The organism is Luteimonas sp. FCS-9 (genome assembly GCF_001014645.1).
Lineage (GTDB): Bacteria > Pseudomonadota > Gammaproteobacteria > Xanthomonadales > Xanthomonadaceae > Luteimonas.
In genome coordinates this window covers 77045-95421 of record NZ_LASZ01000012.1, presented here as the reverse complement: position 1 = coordinate 95421, position 18377 = coordinate 77045, and the positions used below count along the sequence as shown (strand labels likewise).

Annotated in this window: 12 protein-coding genes; 5 read left to right on the top strand and 7 right to left on the bottom strand. The window is 71.7% G+C overall.

Features of this window, described 5'->3' with window-relative positions; all coding sequences use genetic code 11:
• Positions 1-233: 233 nt before the first annotated feature.
• Complete coding sequence (gene fabR / locus WQ56_RS11735) at positions 234-914, bottom strand: HTH-type transcriptional repressor FabR (protein ID WP_047137300.1); 681 nt, start codon at positions 912-914, stop codon at positions 234-236.
• Between the two features lie 139 nt (positions 915-1053).
• Here fabR and WQ56_RS11730 point away from each other — a divergent pair, with 139 nt between their 5' ends.
• The gene (locus WQ56_RS11730) at positions 1054-2160 is read left to right on the top strand and encodes a ferredoxin reductase (protein ID WP_047137299.1); all 1107 of its coding nucleotides are present in this window, start codon (positions 1054-1056) and stop codon (positions 2158-2160) included.
• A 17-nt stretch (positions 2161-2177) separates the two neighbouring features.
• Positions 2178-3314 carry an acyl-CoA desaturase gene (locus WQ56_RS11725; RefSeq protein WP_047137298.1) on the top strand — a complete coding sequence of 379 codons (1137 nt, stop codon included), beginning with the start codon at positions 2178-2180 and terminating at the stop codon, positions 3312-3314.
• Between the two features lie 10 nt (positions 3315-3324).
• On the opposite strand, the gene WQ56_RS11720 is transcribed toward WQ56_RS11725, so the two are convergent.
• The 4 genes from WQ56_RS11720 to WQ56_RS11705 all read right to left on the bottom strand — a co-directional run bounded on the left by WQ56_RS11720 (position 3325) and on the right by WQ56_RS11705 (position 9600).
• Positions 3325-4548, bottom strand: coding sequence for a Ca2+-dependent phosphoinositide-specific phospholipase C (locus WQ56_RS11720; RefSeq protein ID WP_231583406.1), 1224 nt, complete (start codon positions 4546-4548; stop codon positions 3325-3327).
• Positions 4549-4562: 14 nt separating this feature from the next.
• Positions 4563-6857 (bottom strand): TonB-dependent receptor, encoded by a 2295-nt coding sequence (locus WQ56_RS11715; protein WP_047137297.1) that lies wholly within the window; start codon positions 6855-6857, stop codon positions 4563-4565.
• A 128-nt stretch (positions 6858-6985) separates the two neighbouring features.
• Entirely contained in the window at positions 6986-8212 is a 1227-nt protein-coding gene (locus WQ56_RS11710; protein ID WP_047137296.1) for a helix-turn-helix domain-containing protein, read from the bottom strand.
• Positions 8213-8244: 32 nt separating this feature from the next.
• Positions 8245-9600, bottom strand: coding sequence for an MFS transporter (locus WQ56_RS11705; RefSeq protein WP_052772986.1), 1356 nt, complete (start codon positions 9598-9600; stop codon positions 8245-8247).
• 190 nt (positions 9601-9790) lie between these two features.
• On the opposite strand from WQ56_RS11705, the gene WQ56_RS11700 reads away from it, so the two are divergent.
• Positions 9791-12313 (top strand): excinuclease ABC subunit UvrA, encoded by a 2523-nt coding sequence (locus tag WQ56_RS11700; protein WP_047137295.1) that lies wholly within the window; start codon positions 9791-9793, stop codon positions 12311-12313.
• Positions 12314-12365: 52 nt separating this feature from the next.
• Here WQ56_RS11700 and WQ56_RS11695 read toward each other — a convergent pair whose 3' ends face one another.
• Both WQ56_RS11695 and WQ56_RS11690 read right to left on the bottom strand, forming a co-directional pair.
• Positions 12366-12911, bottom strand: coding sequence for a hypothetical protein (locus WQ56_RS11695; protein ID WP_047137294.1), 546 nt, complete (start codon positions 12909-12911; stop codon positions 12366-12368).
• A 262-nt stretch (positions 12912-13173) separates the two neighbouring features.
• Entirely contained in the window at positions 13174-14037 is an 864-nt protein-coding gene (locus WQ56_RS11690; protein WP_047137293.1) for a C2 family cysteine protease, read from the bottom strand.
• 206 nt (positions 14038-14243) lie between these two features.
• On the opposite strand from WQ56_RS11690, the gene WQ56_RS11685 reads away from it, so the two are divergent.
• Complete coding sequence (locus tag WQ56_RS11685) at positions 14244-16535, top strand: S9 family peptidase (RefSeq protein WP_231583407.1); 2292 nt, start codon at positions 14244-14246, stop codon at positions 16533-16535.
• Positions 16536-16558: 23 nt separating this feature from the next.
• The gene (locus WQ56_RS11680) at positions 16559-18346 is read left to right on the top strand and encodes a DUF885 family protein (RefSeq protein ID WP_082132372.1); all 1788 of its coding nucleotides are present in this window, start codon (positions 16559-16561) and stop codon (positions 18344-18346) included.
• Positions 18347-18377 lie beyond the last annotated feature (31 nt).

Genomic DNA, 18377 nt, shown 5'->3' with positions numbered 1-18377 from the left:
CGCCCCCACCCCAGCCCTCCCCCGCGATGCGGGGGAGGGAGCCGGGCTACGCAGCGCGCGCGCGATCGCAGCCACACCTCCTCCGCCTGCGGGGGAGGTCGCCGCGCGAAGCGCGGCGGGTGGGGGCACGGGCCGTTGCCGGAGAGAGCACCCCCTCCCCAGCCCTCCCCCGCGATGCGGGGGAGGGAGCCAAGCGTGCCGCACGCTCCGCGTCGCGCGCTACCCGCTACCCGCTACGCGCGTTTCCCGCGATCCGCGCGATCCGCGCCGACGACCGCTGCGCCGCGCAGCAGCATGCGGATCATCTGCGCGAGTTCGTCGACCAGGGCCTCATCGCGTTCGGGCGGGGAATCGAGCGCGGTACCGCCGAGCGCGAACACCAGCCGGGTGATCGCGCGGGCGACGAGCGCAGGCTCGTGGAAGGCCTCGCCCTGTGCGCCGGCGATGCGCACCAGGTCGGCGCGCAGTTCGTCCTCGAAGAAATGCAGTTGCCGGTCGACGGCGCGCTTGAACGCGTCCGAGCCCACGGTGCCCTCGCGCAGCAGCACGTGCAGCAGCTTGTCGTCGGCGCGCAGGCGCTCCATGAACGCCTCGAGCGAGCCGCGCACGATGCTGCGGCCCGAGACCGCGCGCTTGCGCGCGTCGCCGACGATGCGGCGCAGCGATTCGCCGGCCTGGTCGATCAGCGCGACGGCCAGCTCGTCCATGTCGTGGAACTGGCGGTAGAAGCTGTTGGGCGCGATGCCGGCTTCGCGGGCGACCTCGCGCAGGCTGAGCGTCGAGACGCTGCGGTGCGGACCGATCAGGCGCAGCGTCGCGGCGATCAGGTCGTCGCGGACGATGGTCGGCTTGCGGCCGGGTTGACCGTCCGGAGCGGCGGTGTCGCCGACGGGCGCGGGGGCGGTGACGGTCAAGGGCAGGGCCAGGTGGAGCGGAGCGCCAGCATACCAGCGACGGCCAGCACGCCCGGCCGGGCGGCCAACCACCCGGGCGCTGAACGCAATTAATGCACAAGTGTATACACGCCTGTGCGGATGCCTGTACAGTCGCCCCATGTCCGCCGTCCCGCCCCTCGCATCCCGTCCGCGCAGCCCGCTCCGCCGGCTCGCGGCGCCGTTCGTCGCGCCTCCCGTGTTCGATTTCTGGGCCCGCCGGCTGCATCCCACGTGGACGTGGGAGCGGCCGCTGGCGCGCGTGGTCGGCCGAGCCCCCGCCGCCGATGGCGCGGTCACGCTGACGCTGCAGCCCAACCGGCACTGGACCGGCGCGCGGCCCGGGCAGCACGTGAACCTCGGCGTCGAGATCGACGGCGTGCGCACCACGCGCAGCTACAGCCTGGACGCGCCGGTCGGCGTGGACGGGCGGCTGACGGTCACGGTCAAACGGGTCGACGGCGGCCGCGTCAGCGGGCATCTGCTCGAGCGCGCACGGCGCGGCGACGTGTTCGACATCGGGCCGGGCTTCGGCGATCTGGTGCTGCCCGAGTCGCCGCAGGGCGCTTGGCTGCTGCTGGCCGCCGGCAGCGGGATCACGCCGCTGATGGCGCTGGTCCGGCAACTGGCCGGGCAGGGCATGCCGGTGCCGGTGACGCTGCTGTACTGGGCGCGCCACCGCGCGCAGGCCTGTTTCGCCGACGAACTGCGGGCGCTGGCCGCGCGCCATGCCGGTTTCGACGTGCGCTTCGTGCTGACCGGCGAGGCGCCGGCAAGCGCGGACGAGGCCGGAGGGCGCATCGACGCGGCGCTGCTCGAGGCGCTGGTGCCGGGGCTCGCGCAGCGCCGGGTCTACGCTTGCGGTCCCGGCGGCTTCGTCGCGACCGCGCAATCGTTGCTGGACGGGCAGGTGCCCCTGCTGCGCAGCGAGGCATTCACGCCGACGCCGCGCCCGCCGGTCGACGACACCGGCATCGTCTCGGTCCACCTGGCACGCAGCGGGCGCGACCTGCAGCTGCCGCGCGGCGACAACCTGCTCGCCGCGCTGGAGGCCGAAGGCCTGAAGCCGCGCTCGGGGTGCCGCATGGGCATCTGCAACACCTGCGCCTGCGGCAAGCCCGCGGGCAGCACGCGCGACCTGCGCACCGGTGCCGTCGTCGACGAGCCGTCCGCGGCGCTGAAGCTGTGCGTGAGCAGCGCGGTCACCGACCTCGTGCTCGATCTCTAGAATTGCGGAGTCCTCCCATGTCCAAGACGAACGCCCGCCGCCTGGGGGCGCAGGAACTCGAAGCCTTCGGCGCCGAACTCGACGCGCTGCACACGCGCACGATGGCGCAGGTGGGCAAGGTCGATGCCGACTACATCCGCCGCGTCGTCGCCGCGGTGCGCTGGACGGGGCTGGCCGGGCGCGCGCTGCTGATGCTCGGCGCGGTCGCCGGCGCCTTCGTGCCGTGGGTGCTGTGGGCGGCGTGGCCGGCGGGCGTGCTGCTGCTCGCGCTCGCCAAGATCCTGGAGAACATGGAGGTCGGGCACAACGTGATGCACGGCCAATACGACTTCATGGGCGATCCGCAGCTCGAGGGCCAGCGCTACGAATGGGACATCGTTGCGACCGGCGACAACTGGCGGCACTCGCACAACTACCGCCACCACACTTACACCAACGTGCGCGGCATGGACGACGACATCGGCTACGGCCTGCTGCGGATCTTCCCCGAGCAGCGCTGGAAGCCGTTCTATCTGCTGCAGCCGCTGATCGCGCCGGTGTTCGCGCTGTACTTCCAGTGGGGCGTGGCGATCCAGGAGCTGAAGTTCGGCCGCTGGTTCGCCGGCAAGATGCCCAAGGGCAAGCTCGCGCGCGACTTCGCGCCGGTCGGCCGCAAGATGGGCCGGCAGCTGTTCAAGGATTACGTGGTGTTCCCGGCGCTGGCCGGCCCCTTCTTCCTGCCGGTGCTGCTGGGCAACCTGGTCGCCAACGGCCTGCGCAACATCTGGACGTTCGTGGTGATCTTCTGCGGCCACTTCACCGCCGATGCCGAGGTGTTCCCGAAGGACTGCCTGCGCCAGGAGACCCGTGGCCACTGGTACCTGCGCCAGCTGCGCGGCTCGTCGAACATCGCCGGCGGCCGGCTGATGCACCTGCTGACGGGCAACCTCAGCCACCAGATCGAGCACCACTTCTACCCCGACGTGCCGGCGCACCGCTACGGCGCGATGGCGGTGGAGGTGCGCGAAATCTGCGCGCGCTACGGCCAGCCCTACAACACCGGCTCGCTCCTGCGGCAGTTCGGGCAGGTGACGTGGCGGATCCTGCGCCACGCATTTCCGAGCCGGCCGCGTCGCGTCCCGGCGCCCCCGATCGGGGCGCCGCAGCAGGCGTGAGGACCCCGCATCAGGGCCCGCGCTTGCGGTCGCCATCGGCGACGGGATTGGCGCGTACCCCGCCCGGGAAGGGCGGCACCACGTAGGCGTTGCCGAAGATGTTCGGCGCGAACGGATAGTCGGTGGACACGATCTGCGCGCCGCTGGCCAACGCCGCATCGCGACGGGTGGTGTCGCCGCTGCGTGCCTCGCCGGTATCGATGTCGGCGCGGGTGCGGACCAGATATCCCTTGCGCACCAAGGTCGGGATCTCATTGGCATGGGTCAGCGCGTTGTCGATCATCACGAACGCGGCGTGCGCCATCCCTGGGCGCCCCTGCACGAAGGCAAGGCGTCCTTCGAGGTTCGGTGCGTTCTCCAGATAGGGCGCGAACGTGGCCAGGTTCAGGCCGGGCACGATCATCAGGAACACGAACTTGCCGCGTGCCTGCGCCAGCGTCGGCCAGCCGCCGGCCAGCGCCGCGGCTTCCAGGGTCGGATGCGTGCCGCGCACGTCGTCCGGGGCGATGACGCGCTCGCGGCCCAGCACGTCGGCGATCGTCGCGTCCATCTCGGCGAAGGCGCGGGCATCGAAGGGGTCCAGCGGCGTCGCCCCGGGCGCGCGCGCTGCCAGGCTCTGGAACTTGGGTTCGAGCAGGACGAACACCGGCGTGTGGCCGGGATTGGCGTCCGACCACGCGCGCAGCTGGCGCAGGCACAGCCGGAACGTCGGGCAATGGCTGCGGAAGTCCACGTCCACCGCATGCAGCACCTTCAGGCCCGGCTCGGCCAGCGCCTCGGCATAGAGCGGGGCGAGATCGCGCGCGCCCTGTTCGCGCAGCATCCGGTAGGGCAGGGGCGAGAGGAATCGACCGCCGGCATGGTCCACGTTGAGGTCGAATTCCAGGCTGCGCAGGCCCGCGCGCAGTTGCGCCTCGATCGGCGGGTGGATGTAGGCCAGCCCGGTCTGCAGGTCGTCCATCGGGTTGGGGTGTTCGTCTTCGTAACGCGCGCGGGCGGCATCGGGCATGCCCGCGAACATGCCCTTGAGCATCGGCTCGAGGATCGGGTCCATCACCTCGAACACGCGCGGGTCGGCCGGCTGGCTGTAGCTGTTGTGGGTGCCGACGACCTGCAACTGGTCGATCCTCCGGTCTTCGAGCGGGCGCTCGCCTGCCAGCGCGGGCACTGCGGCCAGCGCCGCCAGCAGCAGGCCGCAGGCGCGCGGGCCGGGCATCGTCATGGGGTGCTTCATTTCGATGGTCTCCTTCACCATTGCATCCGCACGCGGATGCCGTACATGCGCGGGTTGGCGCGGATCGAGGTCGGCAGGCCGAAGCTCTTGCCGCCATTGCCGATGTCGCGCACCCATTCGCGGTCGAATAGGTTGTCGGCATAGGCCTCGATGCGCAGACCGTCGTAACGCTCCACGCCCAGCCGCAGGTCGGCCAGGCCGAACGCGTCCTGCATCTCGGTCTCGAGGTTGTCGTTGTTGAGGTAGAACTTGGAGCGCCACGCGTAGTTGCCGTTGGCGAACACCTCCCATTGGCCGGCGAGCGGGCGCCGCCAGTCGGCACTGAGCGAGGCGGTGTGGCGGGGCGCCATGCGGAACACGTTGCCCGAGCGGTCGACCAGCTGGCCGCCGACAACTTCGTGGAACGCGTCGTACTCGGTGCTGAGGTAGGCATAGGCGGCCGACAGCGCGAGATCCTGGGTGGCCTGCCAGGTCGCCATGGTTTCCAGGCCGTAGGCGGAGGCGCGTCCTGCGTTCACGGTGCCCACGGTCAGATCGACGGCGCGGGTCTGGAAGTCCTTGTAGTCATAGGTGAAGCCGGTGACCTCGAAGTAGAAGCCCGGTCCCACGGTGCCTTTGGCGCCGATCTCGTAGTTGAGGACCTCCTCGGTCTCCAGTCGCCCGAAGGTGGGTTGCGCCACGCCGTCCACGGGCGCGGCGAACGTGGTCTGCGGGTAGCCGGCGCGCAGGCCGCGCGAGACGCCGGCGTAGAGATTGATCTCATCGCTCGCCCGCCAGGTCACGGCCAGCCGGGGCTGGACCAGGCCGTAGTCGGCGCTGTTGGCGAAGACCTGGCCGAGCGAGTTGCCCAGGCCGTTGGGCATCGCGATCGGCTGCACGCCGTCGACCGTGTAGACCGAGCTGGCATTGTGGATGGTGGCGCTGTCGCGGGTGTAGCGCACGCCGGCGTCGAGGACCCAACGCGGGGTCAGGTCGTAGCCGACGTTGACGTAGGCCGACCAGCTGTCGCGATCGTTGCGGGTGGAGCTCAATGTCGCCACGCCCTCGGTGACCGGCATTGAGGCGCCCCCGCCCGCGGGAAATCGGGTGACCGGCGTGGTCGCGTTCGGGAAGCCGGCCAGCAGGTACTGCTCGTTGATCACGATCTCGCTGAGGTTGTGGGTCCGGTCGTTGTAGTAGCCCAGGCCGAACGTGCTGCGCAGGCGTCTGCCGTCGTCGTAGGCCAGGCGGAACTCCTGGCTGAGGATCTTCTGGTCGTCGGCCAAGTTGCGTCCGATCAGGAACGGGTAGGTGGTGCCGTCGATGTCCCAGGATTCGCTGAACCGCACGTCACGCCAGGCGCTGATCGAGCGTGCGCTCCAGGCCGGGCTCACGTACCAGTCGGCAAGCAGGGTGACGCCGGTCTGGCGGCGGGCCTGCGGCGGACCATAGAAATTCTGGGTGGCGCCGGTGAACGGGCTGGTATCGCCGTCCGGGGAGGACACGTTGATCGCCTTGGTCATCACCGCGGTGTCGTCATCGGTCTGGTGGTCGACGATCAGGTCGACACCCAGTTCGGGCGAGGCTTCCCAGCGCATCGAGACCCGTGCAGCCAGCAGGTCGTCGTCGTTGAGCTTGCGGCCGTCGACGTTGGTGGCGTAGCCGTCGCGCTCGCGCCGGCGCACGGCCACGCGCAGTCCCAGGCTGTCCTCGACGACCGGCGCGTTGAGCACGCCGGTGAGGCTGTACAGGCCGTAGTTGCCGAGCTGGCCTTCCAGCGACGAGGCCCAGTGGCTGGGGTCGGCCTTGCGGGTGTGCACCGCCACCGCGCCGATCTGCGAGCCGCGTCCGTACAGGGTGCCCTGCGGGCCCTTGGCTACTTCCACGCGCTCGATGTCGAACAGTTCCTTGAGCATGCCGCGCGAGCGGCTGGTATCGACGTCGTTGAGGAAGAACGAGATGCTCGGCTCGGACACCGCGCCGGCGTTGCCCGCCTCGATGCCGCGCATCACGAAGCTGGCCGAGCTGTCGGTCTGTTGCTGGACGAAGAAGCCGGGAATGCGGGTCGACAGGCGCTCGAAGTCGGTGAAGTTCTGCCGCTCGATCACGTCGCCATCGACGGCGGCGATCGAGATCGGCACATCCTTGAGTGCCTGCTCGCGTTTCTGCGCCGTGACCACCACGGCGTCGAGCGCGGTGGGCGCGTCGCGGCCGGTGGCGGGTTGCGCGGGCGCGTCCTGCGGCTGTGCGGACGCTTGTGCGGATGCGAGTAGCGCGATGGCGGACAGCAGCGCTTGGCGCAGCGCGGACCGCCTGGGTGAACGAGACATGCCGGAAGACCCCTGGGGCAACGATGGAAGCCCGGGAATCTAGGTGCGGAACAATACAGAGTGATGACGTTTGTACAGTTTCAGGTGTGCTGGATTGAGGAGGTAAACGGATTCGACAATACGATTGTTCAGCCCTTGATCCCGGCGGTCAGCCAGTCCACGAGCGGTTGCCGACGCGCCCGAAGCGCGTCGTCGATGCCCGCCAGCGCACCGGCACCGATGGCGACCAATGCCACGACCTGCGCATCCAGCGGCTCGAGGCGCTCCAGCCCGTCGCGGCGCAGGCGCGGGAAGAGGTTCTCGCCGCGCAGCCGGCGCAGATCGATGGCCTGGGCCGCGAGCGATGGGTCGCGCGCGGCGGCCAGGCCGATCGACAGCGTGCCGCGGACGACCACGGCGTAGCGTCGCTCGGCCGAGTCCTCGCCGGGTGGCGGTGCCCGATCCTGCGCCACCAGGTAGACCATCTCCTGCCCGGCACGCAGCAGGTCGGCGCCGCTGCGGAAGTGGTAGGCCACGCTCGAAGCGGGCAGGCCGGCGCGTTCGCCGACGGCGCGATGGGTCAGCGCTTCGGTGCCGTCCTCCAGGATCACCGCGCAGGCGGCGCTGGCGATCTCACGCCTGCGACCGGGTGCCAGCAGCGTCGACGCCACCTCGGGGCCGGGCAGGCCGATCGCCGGATCCAGCCGATGCACCTGCGCGTCGAAGACGGCCGCTTGCGTCAGGCCGTCGCGCGTGGACGGCGCCAGCCGCTGCGCCAGTCGCTCGATCGCCATCCGTCGCAGCAGTCGGTAATCGACGCGGTTGCCATTGGCCAGGGTGTGGATGCCCTCGTCGGTGGTGTAGGCCAGCAGCACTTCGGCCCAGGCGTCGGCCTCGTCGATGCGGCCCTCCAGCAGTTGCCGCCAGAATGCCCGCCGCGCCTGCAGCCACGGACGCAACATCGCGGCGACGTCGGCATCGACGTGCGCACGCAGCGCCAGGTCGGCCCAGATCAGGCTGGTGAGGCGCGCGCCGCCAGCGGTTTCGGGGGTGGCGGCATCGTCCAGGTACAGCTCGACGCTCGCCGCCAGCGCCGCCGGGTCGAACCACCGCAGGTGGGCCAGACGCGACAGCCAGGCCTGGTGGCGCGCCTGGTCGAGCCGGCATTCGGCCTCGATCAGCGTCCGGACGATCCGCGCCTTGGTGCCGAGGTGGTAACTCAACGTGGCCGGCGTGACCCCGCCGGCCGCGGCCAGCCGGCGCACGCTCAGCGCGCTTGCGCCGTGCAGCGCGAGCGCATGCCGCGCAGCGTCGATCAGCGACTCGGCGGTGGCGGAGATGGACGAGTGGGGAGACGACGTCCCGGTCGATGACATGCAGGCCTGCGGAAGAATGGAGGAGAGGGCGATCAGCGGATGCCGGTGCGCCGGGCGTCCGCCCGGGGTCGCGGCAGGCCGCGCCAGGCGAGCGCCAGGCCGATGCACGCGACCGCACCCACGGCCGGGCCGAGCGCCATCAGCCAGACCAGGCGGCCACTGTCGGCGCCACGATAATCGAAGCCGCCCAAGGCTGCGCCGAGCGCCAGCGCACCCAGCGCCAGTGCGGTCTTGGAGGCGGCGGTCATCAGGCCGTAGGCCAGGCCGACGCGGGGTGGATGCAGTCGTGCGGCCACATCGGCGAAGCTTGCCCATAGTGTCATCCGCAGCCCGCCGCCAACCACGCCCAGCAGCAGCGCGCAGACCAGCGCCGCTTCCGGGACGCGACCGAGCAGGGCCCAGCCACCCGCGCAGGCCAGCAGCATGCAGCCCAGGCGCGCGATCGCCTCGGCCGGCGCGCGCCTGGCGCTGAAACCGCACCACAGCGGCTGCGACAGGATCGAGCCACAGGCCCCGGCGACGGCGATCGCGCCGCCCCAGCCCGGCGAGGCCAACACGTGCATCGCGAAGTACGGTTCGAGCTTGCCGAACAGCGGCGCGGTCAGCAGCAGTGCGAACACCATGGCGAGCAACAGGCACAGTGCCATGGGCACGGAGTCGGCTTGTGGGCAGGGAACGCCACCTCCGGAGAACGGCGCCGCGGCAGGTCCGGTCGAGGTCGCGCCGCGCCAGACGATCCACAGCCCGGCGGCACTGCCGACCGCCACGCCGGCGATCGCGATGGCGAGCAGCAGGAAGCCGTCGGCCTGACTGGGCGCGCCCATCCGCCGCAACAGCGGCGCGATGGCCAGCGCCAGGGTCAGGCCGGCGATCCCGCTGATCGCGATGCGGATCGCCGCCGCGCGTGCCCGTCCTTGCAGATCGCGGGTGGCCAGGCTCAGCAGCACGTTCTGCGGCGTATCGTAGACGCTGTAGCAGACCCGGAACGCGACCGCCGCGCTCAGCGCGCAGGGCATGCGCAGCGCCGGCGGCAGGTGCGCGGTCGCGAACAGACCCACCAGCGCGAGCGCGGACAGCAACGCGCCCCCGAGCTGCAGGTTCACTGCGCCGCGGACCCTGGACAGTCGGCCTCGCAGGCCGTGGCCGACCGCCAGGTCGCTGGCCGCACTGGCCAGCAGGCTCAGCGCCAGCACCAGCCCCATCGCCGCGGGCGCCAGGCCCGCGGCCTCGGTCAGGAAGTAGGCCAGCAGTCCTTCGCCCGAGAGCCAGAACAGGCTCTTGCCATAGTGCGCGGCCGCGTAGCTGGCCGTGAACCGCCATCGGCCCGCGCACAGCAGACCGTCCTGCGGATGCGCGCGTGCGCGCAACGCCGACGCGATCGCCGCCATCTGTCTCGCCTTGCCGGAATCCGAAGACGGCCAATCTGGACGGGCCGCATGACGCGGCGGTGACATGCCGGAGATCGTGCGCCGGAGCGGGATCGTCACGCGAGCAGCCGCGCGGCCGACCAGCGGACCCACGCGGCCGACACGGCGGCGCACCGATAATGCCGGCCGTTTCCGCTCTCCAGGCCGTCCCATGCCCAAGCCGCAGTCCCCGTCGACGCCCTCCGGCCCCGCCGACCGCGTGCGCGTGCGTGGCGCGCGCGAGCACAACCTCAAGGACGTCGACGTCGACATCCCGCGCGATGCGCTGGTGGTGTTCACCGGTGTGTCGGGCTCGGGCAAGTCGTCGCTGGCCTTTGGCACGCTGTTCGCCGAGGCGCAGCGCCGGTACCTCGATTCGATCTCGCCCTATGCGCGCCGGCTGATCGACCAGGCCGGCGTGCCGCAGGTCGACGCGATCGAAGGCTTGCCGCCGGCGGTGGCGCTGCAGCAGGCGCGCGGCACGCCGACGGCGCGCTCGTCGGTCGGCAGCCTGACGACGATCTCCAACTCGCTGCGCATGCTGTACTCGCGCGCCGGCGACTACCCGCCGGGCCAGGCCATCGTGTACGCCGACGGGTTCTCGCCGAACACGCCGGCCGGCGCCTGCCCGACCTGCCACGGCCTGGGCCGCATCTACGATGCGACCGAGGCCTCGATGGTGCCCGACCGCAGCCTGACGATCCGCGAGCGCGCGGTCGCAGCGTGGCCGGGCGCCTGGCACGGCCAGAACCAGCGCGACATCCTGACCACGCTGGGCATCGACGTCGACGTGCCGTGGTCGAAGCTGCCGAAGAAGACCCGAGACTGGATCCTGTTCACCGACGAGCAGCCGGTGGTGCCGGTGTACGCGGGCTTCGACCTGGACGAGGCGCGGCGCGCGCTGAAGAAGAAGATGGAGCCCAGCTACATGGGCACCTTCACCAGCGCGCGGCGACACGTGCTGCACACCTTCGCCAACACCCAGAGCCCGCAGCAGAAGAAGCGTGCGGCGCAGTACCTGATCGGCGCCGACTGCCCCGAATGCCACGGCAAGCGGCTGCGGCGCGAGGCGCTGTCGGTGACGTTCGCCGGGCTCGACATCGCAGAGTTCTCGCAGCGCCCGCTCGACGAGCTCGCCACGCTGCTGGCGCCGGCCGCGGCCGGCAAGACGCACGCCCGCGCGCATCCGGAGCAGGCGCTGGCCGCGCAGCGCATCGCGCAGGATCTGCTGGCGCGCATCGCCGTGCTGCAGGACCTGGGGCTGGGTTATCTCACGCTCGCGCGCAGCACGCCGACGCTGTCGCCGGGCGAACTGCAGCGCCTGCGCCTGGGCACGCAGATCCGCTCGCAGCTGTTCGGCGTGGTCTACGTGATGGACGAGCCGTCGGCCGGCCTGCACCCGGCCGATGCGCAGGCGCTGCTGCGCGCGCTCGACCAGCTCAAGGACGCGGGCAATTCGCTGTTCGTGGTCGAGCACGAGATCGACGTGATCCGGCACGCCGACTGGATCGTCGACGTCGGGCCGGCCGCGGGCGAGCAGGGCGGCCGAGTGCTCTACAGCGGGCCGCCCGAGGGATTGGCGGGCATCGAGGCTTCGGCGACGCGGCGCTACCTGTTCGCCGGGCACGCGCCCGCGGCCAGCCGCCTGCGCGCGCCGACCGGCTGGCTGCAGCTGCGCGGCATCGTGCGCAACAACGTGCGCGGGCTCGACGTGGACCTGCCGCTGGGGGTGTTCGCGACGGTCACCGGCGTCAGCGGCTCGGGCAAGTCGTCGCTGGTGAGCCAGGCGCTGGTCGAGTTGCTGGGCACGCATCTGGGCCAGGCCGGCGACGCCGACGAGGCGCCGCTCGACCCGCTCGAGCGCGGGGTCGAGGCGCCGGTCGAGGGCCGGATCGAAGGCGGTCTCGACGCGGTGCGCCGCCTGGTGCGGGTGGACCAGAAGCCGATCGGACGCACGCCGCGTTCGAACCTGGCGACCTACACCGGCCTGTTCGACCACGTGCGCAAGCGCTTCGCCGACACCCCGGCCGCGCGACGCCGCCGCTATGACGCGGGGCACTTCTCGTTCAACGTCGCCAAGGGGCGCTGCGCGACCTGCGAAGGCGAGGGCTTCGTCAGCGTGGAGCTGCTGTTCATGCCCAGCGTCTACGCCCCGTGCCCGACCTGCCACGGCAGCCGGTTCGACGCGAAGACGCTGGAGATCGTGCTGCGTGGGAAGACCATCGCCGACGTACTCGGCATGACCGTCGCCGAGGCGGCGGCGTTCTTCGAGGACGATGCCGCGATCGCGCGCCCGCTGCAGGTGCTGCTCGAGGTCGGCCTGGGCTACCTGCGGCTGGGCCAGCCGGCGACCGAGCTATCGGGCGGCGAGGCGCAGCGCATCAAGCTGGCCAGCGAGCTGCAGCGTGCGCAGCGGCGCGGCACGGTCTACGTGCTCGACGAGCCGACGACCGGCCTGCACCCGAGCGACGTCGACACGCTGATGACGCAGCTGCACGGGCTGGTCGATGCCGGCAATACCGTGATCGTCGTCGAGCACGACATGCGCGTGGCCGCGGCCAGCGACTGGGTCGTCGACATGGGCCCGGGCGCGGGCGACGCCGGCGGCACCGTGGTCGTCGCCGGCCCGCCGCAGGCCGTCGCGACGCACCGCGCCAGCCGGACGGCGCCGTTCCTGCGCGAGGCGATGGCGTAGATCGCGCAGGCAAGGCCGCGTGGCGGCGTCCCGACGGTGCGGCGCGGGGGCGCTAGGGCGAGATCGAGAACGCCACGAACGCGCCGATCTCGCCGGCGTCGGACTGGATGCGTTCCACGCGCAGCGTGCGGTTGCCGACGGTCAGCGTGTCGCCGACGCGCAGTTCGAGTGCCTCGATCTGGTCTTCCGGCGTCCGCGCCAGCGGCTGGAGCTTGGGCCAGCGCCGTGCATGGGCGACCTCCGCCTCCGGGGCGCCGGTCAGTTCCAGGCGGGTGGAGCCGATGTCCAGGCTGCCCTGCAGCGGAAGAACCGCATGGTCGGGCGGCACGGGCGCGATCGCGCCGGTGTCGCCGGCCGGCGACAGGGCGATCCAGCCGCCGGGTTCGCCGTGACGGAGCTCGGAAACCCGCAGGAACCGGCCGCCGGCCGGCAGGATCGCGCCCGGCTGCAGGCGATGGTGCACCGACCAGGCCGGCTCGGCCTCGCTCCAGACGTCGAGCAGGGCGCCACCGCGCCCGTCGGCGCCGACGTAGCCGAACCGGTGGCCCTGCCACGTCGCGGCGGCACCCTGGCGGATCTGGAGGACATCGTCTTGCATGGGAGCCCCGGAGGAAACGGAAGTGGACGCCGACGACGGCGTGGGCGCCGCGCACCCGGCCGCGATGCCGAGCGACAGCACGCCGGCGAGCAGCGTCCCCGTGCGGGCAGGCCGGAACTGCAGGCGGCGGTGCGGAAACGATCGCATGGGCCGATGCTACCGCACGGGCCCGCGACCGCGGGCCCGATGCGGGCAATCGCGGCCGGACACCGTCGCGGGCGCGCGCATCACGATGGAAAGGCCGTCGAGACGGACGTCGGCGTTACTCGGTCGCCGCGCTGCTGACCCAGCCGTAGACCTCCTGGTAGTCCGAGTACGGCATGACCACGTCGGAGCTGCCCCAGGGATTGTCGAGCACGATCACGTCCTCGCTGGCGACGACCGACTCGCCGGTCGTGGGATCGACGTAGGACGTGCCGGCGGGAATGACCTCGCTGACCGCGTAGGCGTGCCCGCCGGCGATGCCGTAGTGCTCGATCAGCGCCTGTTGTTCTTCGGTGATCTCGGGCAGCCAGTTGCCGTCGTCGTCCTTGAAGCCCGGGGTCCAGGCGACCGTGGCCTCGCCGTCGGCGAGCCGTTGGCTCATCTGCTCGGCCGAGACCTCGCCCGTACCGGCGGTCTGCGCGTCCGCGCCGAGGATGCGCTCCATCACGTCGGCCGGCATGACACCGGTCTCGTAGGTGAGGTCGCCGCCCTTGTACTGCTGCGCGTAGGCGGCCTCGATGATGGCCGGCCAGACTTCCTCGCCGTTGGCGCCCACGTCCGCCGGATTTGCCGCGCCGCCGGTGAACGGGCCGCTGACGGTCACCTCGACTGGCTTGAAGAAGGTGAAACCCAGGATCTCGACCTTCTCCTGGAACGTCACGGTGTACGTGCCGTCGCCGTTGTCCTGGATCATGTCCTGGATGACCGAGGGGTCGTGCTGGGCAATGGTGTGCAACGTGGACAGCACCGCGCAGCTGCCGTAGCCGTCCTGCTGGATGTCGTTGGGATCGACGGTGTGCCGGTCGCCCTCGCCGCGGACGAACGGGGTCTGTTCGGGGGTGTCGGCCTTGGCCGCAGGCTGGGGATCGTGCGGCGGCGGCAGGAAGGCGGCGCGGAGGGCGTCGGGGGCGGCGATGTGCATGGTGGGACCTCGGCGGTCGTCGGCTGGTCGCAGGCTAGCGCGCCCCGGACCGGCCGCGGCAGTGGGGCGTACCCTAGCCTGGTGGTTGCCCGATCCTGTCCGGCTGTGGCACAAGCATCGACCGGCCGATCGGGCCGGCGTTGCGAACGATGGGGACGATGGCACGACTGCGGGGGATCAGGGTGGCGTGGGGTGCCGTGGCGGCGATGGCGGTGTCGCTGGTGCTCCCGGCATCGGCGGGCGCAGGCGCGCCGACGGCGGACGACTACGCGCGCTCGCTGGCGCTGCGCGCGCAGTGGAGCGGGCTGACGCGGGACGTGACCTGGCCGGCGCGCTGGACCGACGACGGGCGCTTCCATTACCGCGCCACGGTCGAGGGCGGGTTCGCGTTCCTGCGCTACGACCTGGCCGGCGGCGGGGCGCGGCGGGCATTCGACCATGGCGCGATCGCGGCCGCGCTGGGCCGCGCCGACGGCACGCACCACGATCCGCTGCGGTTGCCGTTCGACGACTTCGATGACGAGGCCGGTGGCGGCGCGATCGCGTTCCAGGTCGCCGACGTGCGCTGGAGCTGCACGTTGCAGCCCGCACATTGCGCGCCGAAGGCGCCCCGACCGGGCCGACCACGCGCGTTCGGCGTGGTACGCGACCTGGCAGTGCCCGCCGACGCGTCGCCGCGGCCGTCGCCCGACGGGCGCTACGAGGCCCGGGTCGAGGCCGACAACGTCGTCGTGCGCCGGATCGCCGACGGCCAGGTGGTGCTGCGCGGCAGCGGCGGCCATGCGATGGCGTTCGACGACACGCAGACGCTGGCCTGGTCGCCCGATTCGCGCTGGCTGGCGGTCTACCGGGTCGTGCCGGGCGACCGCCGCGAGGTCGTGCGCGTGGAGACCGCGCCGCGCGACCGCAAGCAGCCGCGCGTGCACACCCAGCTCTATCCCAAGCCGGGCGACGCGGTCGACATCGAGCGGCCGGTGCTGTTCGACGTCGCGCAGGGCCGGCAGCTGGACATCGACGTCTCGGCGTTCGCCAACCCCTACCGACTCTCGCCGATCGGCTGGCGCCGCGACAGCGGCAGCTTCGCGTTCGAGGTCGTGCACCGCGGCCACCAGCGCGTGGACGTGATCGCGGTCGACGTGCCGGACGAGGGCGGGGCGGCGAAGGCGCGGGTCGCGATCGCCGAGCCCAGTGCCACGTTCGTCGACACCTGGCGCGGATTCCGGCACGAGGTCGACGGGTTGGGCGAGGAGATCGTGTGGCTGTCGGAGCGCGACGGCTGGCGCCACCTGTACCTGTTCGACGGGCGCAGCGGCGCGGTCCGGCGCCAGATCACCCGCGGCGACTGGGTCGTGCGCGAGGTGCTGCGCGTCGACGAGGCCGCGCGCCAGGTCTGGTTCACCGCCAGCGGCATGGACGCGGGACGCGATCCGTACTTCCGGCAGCTGTTTCGCGCCAGCCTCGACGGCGGCGACCCGGTCCGGCTGACCGACGCGGATGCCGACCACGACATCGCGCTCTCGCCCGACGGCGCGTACTACGTCGACGTGTACTCGCGCGTCGACCTGCCGCCGGTCATGGAACTGCGCCGCGCCGACGGCAGCCTGGTCGCGGAGATCGCGCGCGGCGACATCTCGGCGCTGCGCGCCGCCGGCTGGCGCCCGCCCGAGCCGTTCGTCGCCAAGGGCCGCGACGGCGTCACCGACATCTGGGGGCTGGTCGTGCGCCCGCGCGACTACGATCCGGCGCGGCGCTACCCGGTGATCGAGAACATCTACGCCGGCCCGCACGATGCGTTCGTGCCCAAGACGTTCTGGCCGTTCGGCTATCACTCGGGTGGCGACAAGCAGATCGGCATGCAGGCACTGGCGGACCTGGGCTTCATCGTCGTGCAGATCGACGGCATGGGCACCGCGCACCGCGGCAAGGCCTTCCACGACGTGGCCTGGAAGAACCTGGGCGACTCGGGCTTCCCCGACCGCATCGCCTGGCACCGCGCGCTGGCCGCGGCCGATCCGGCCTACGACATCTCGCGCGTGGGCATCTACGGCGCGTCCGCCGGCGGCCAGAGCACGCTCGGCGCGCTGCTGTTCCATCCCGGTTTCTACAGGGTCGGCGTAGCGTGGAACGGCTGCTACGACAACCGCATGGACAAGATCAGCTGGAACGAGCAGTGGATGGGCCTGCCCGAAGGCGAGGGCGACCACTACGCGCGCGCCTCAGGCGTGGACAACGCGCACCGCCTGCAGGGCGAGCTGCTGCTGATCCTCGGCGAGCAGGACGACAACGTCGATCCGGCCTCGACGATGCAGGTCGCCGATGCGCTGATCCGCGCCGGCAAGGATTTCGAGCTGCTCGCGATCCCCGGTGGCGGGCACGCCGTCGGCCGCTCCAGCGGCCCGATCGACTACGCCCACCGCCGCCAGGCCGATTTCTTCGTCCGCCACCTGATCGGCGCCGCGCCGCCGCGCTGGAACCGCACCGCGGTCGCCGCCCCATGAATCCGTTGTCCAGGAGTTGCCCGATGTCCATGCTGTCGCGTCGCCACACGACGCTGTCCGTCCTCGCCCTGTCTGTCTCGCTCGCGATCGGCGCCGCCGTGCCCGCATTGGCCCAGGGCGCGCCGCCTGCGCCGCTGGCCTCGCCGGCGAACGCCGCCGAGGACGCGTTGCGCGCGCTCTATACCCAGGAGTGGGCCTGGCGGCAGCACGAGTTCGTGCGCGAGAAGGTCGACGGGCGCTGGCAGTCCGGCGACCGCCTGCCGTCGGTGACGCCAGAGGCCTGGGCACGCCGCGCGCAGTACTGGGCGCAGACGCTGGTCGCGCTCGATGCCATCGACGCCGATGCGCTCGGTGGCGAGGAGCGCATCAACGCCGCGGTCTTCCGCGCTACGCTCGAAGCCAACGTCGCCAACGCGCAATGGCGCACGTACGAGGCGCCGTTCAACAGCGACAGCTTCTTCTGGGGCGGCATCGCCCCGCGCCAGCCATTCCAGACCGAGGCCGACTGGCGCCGGTTCATCGGCCGGCTGTCGGACGTGCCGCGGTACTTCGACGAGCAGATCGCGAACATGGAGCGCGGGCTGGCACGCGGCTGGAGCGTGCCGCGCGCGACGCTCGAGGGCCGCGACAACACGCTCGATCCCTACGTGCAGGCGGGCGAGGCCAATCCGCTGCTGGCGATCTTCGAGCGCATTCCCGCGACGATTCCCGAACCGGTGCGCGCCCAGCTGCGCGAGGAAGGCCGGCGCGTGGTGCTGGAACAGGCGGTTCCCGCGTACACCAAACTGCTGGCCTTCATTCGCAGCGAGTACCTGCCGCGCACGCGCACGACGATCGCCGCCAGCGACCTGCCCGACGGCCGCGCGTTCTACCGCGCGCAGATCCGCGAGTACGTGACGCGCGACATGGGGGCGCGCGAGATCCACGACCTGGGCTTGGCCGAGGTCGCGCGCATCACCGCCGAGATGGAACAGGTCAAGCAGCGCGCCGGCTTCACCGGGACCTTGGCGCAGTTCATCGAGTTCCTGCGCACCGACCCGCAGTTCTACGCGACCACGCCGCGCGGACTGCTTGCCGAGGCCTCGCTGATCGCCAAGAAGATCGACGGCCAGCTGCAGTACGTCGTCGGCACGCTGCCGCGCTACCGCTTCACGATCCTGCCGGTGGCCGACGACATCGCGCCGATCTACACCGCCGGCCGCGGCGGGCTGGAGGCGTGCTTCTTCAACACCTACGACCTGCCGTCGCGGCCGCTGTACAACCTGCCGGCGCTGGTGCTGCACGAATGCGCGCCGGGCCACAGCTTCCAGGCCGCGCTCGCGCTCGAGGCGCCGGCGCGCCCGGACTTCCGCCAGCAGACCTACTTCTCCGGCTACGGCGAGGGCTGGGGCCTGTACACCGAGTGGCTGGGCACGCGCATGGGCCTGTACGAGACGCCGTACGAGGAGTTCGGCCGGCTGACGTTCGAGATGTGGCGCGCCGCGCGGCTGGTGATCGACACCGGCCTCCACGAGTACGGCTGGACGCGCGAGCAGGCGATCGACTACCTCGCCAGCCACACCGCGCTCGCCAGGCACGACGTCGTGACCGAGGTCGACCGCTACATCTCCTGGCCCGGCCAGGCGCTGTCGTACTACATCGGCTACAGGACCATCCTCGACCTGCGCGCGGAGGCCGAGCGCGCGCTCGGGCCCGCGTTCGACCAGCGTCCGTTCCACGACACGATCCTGAACCTGGGCTCGGTGCCGCTGCCGGTGCTGGAGGCCGAGGTGCGGCGCTTCATCGCCGAGCGCAAGGCCGCGGGCGGCTGATCCCGCGCCGGCCTGAAAGCGTCGCGCGAAC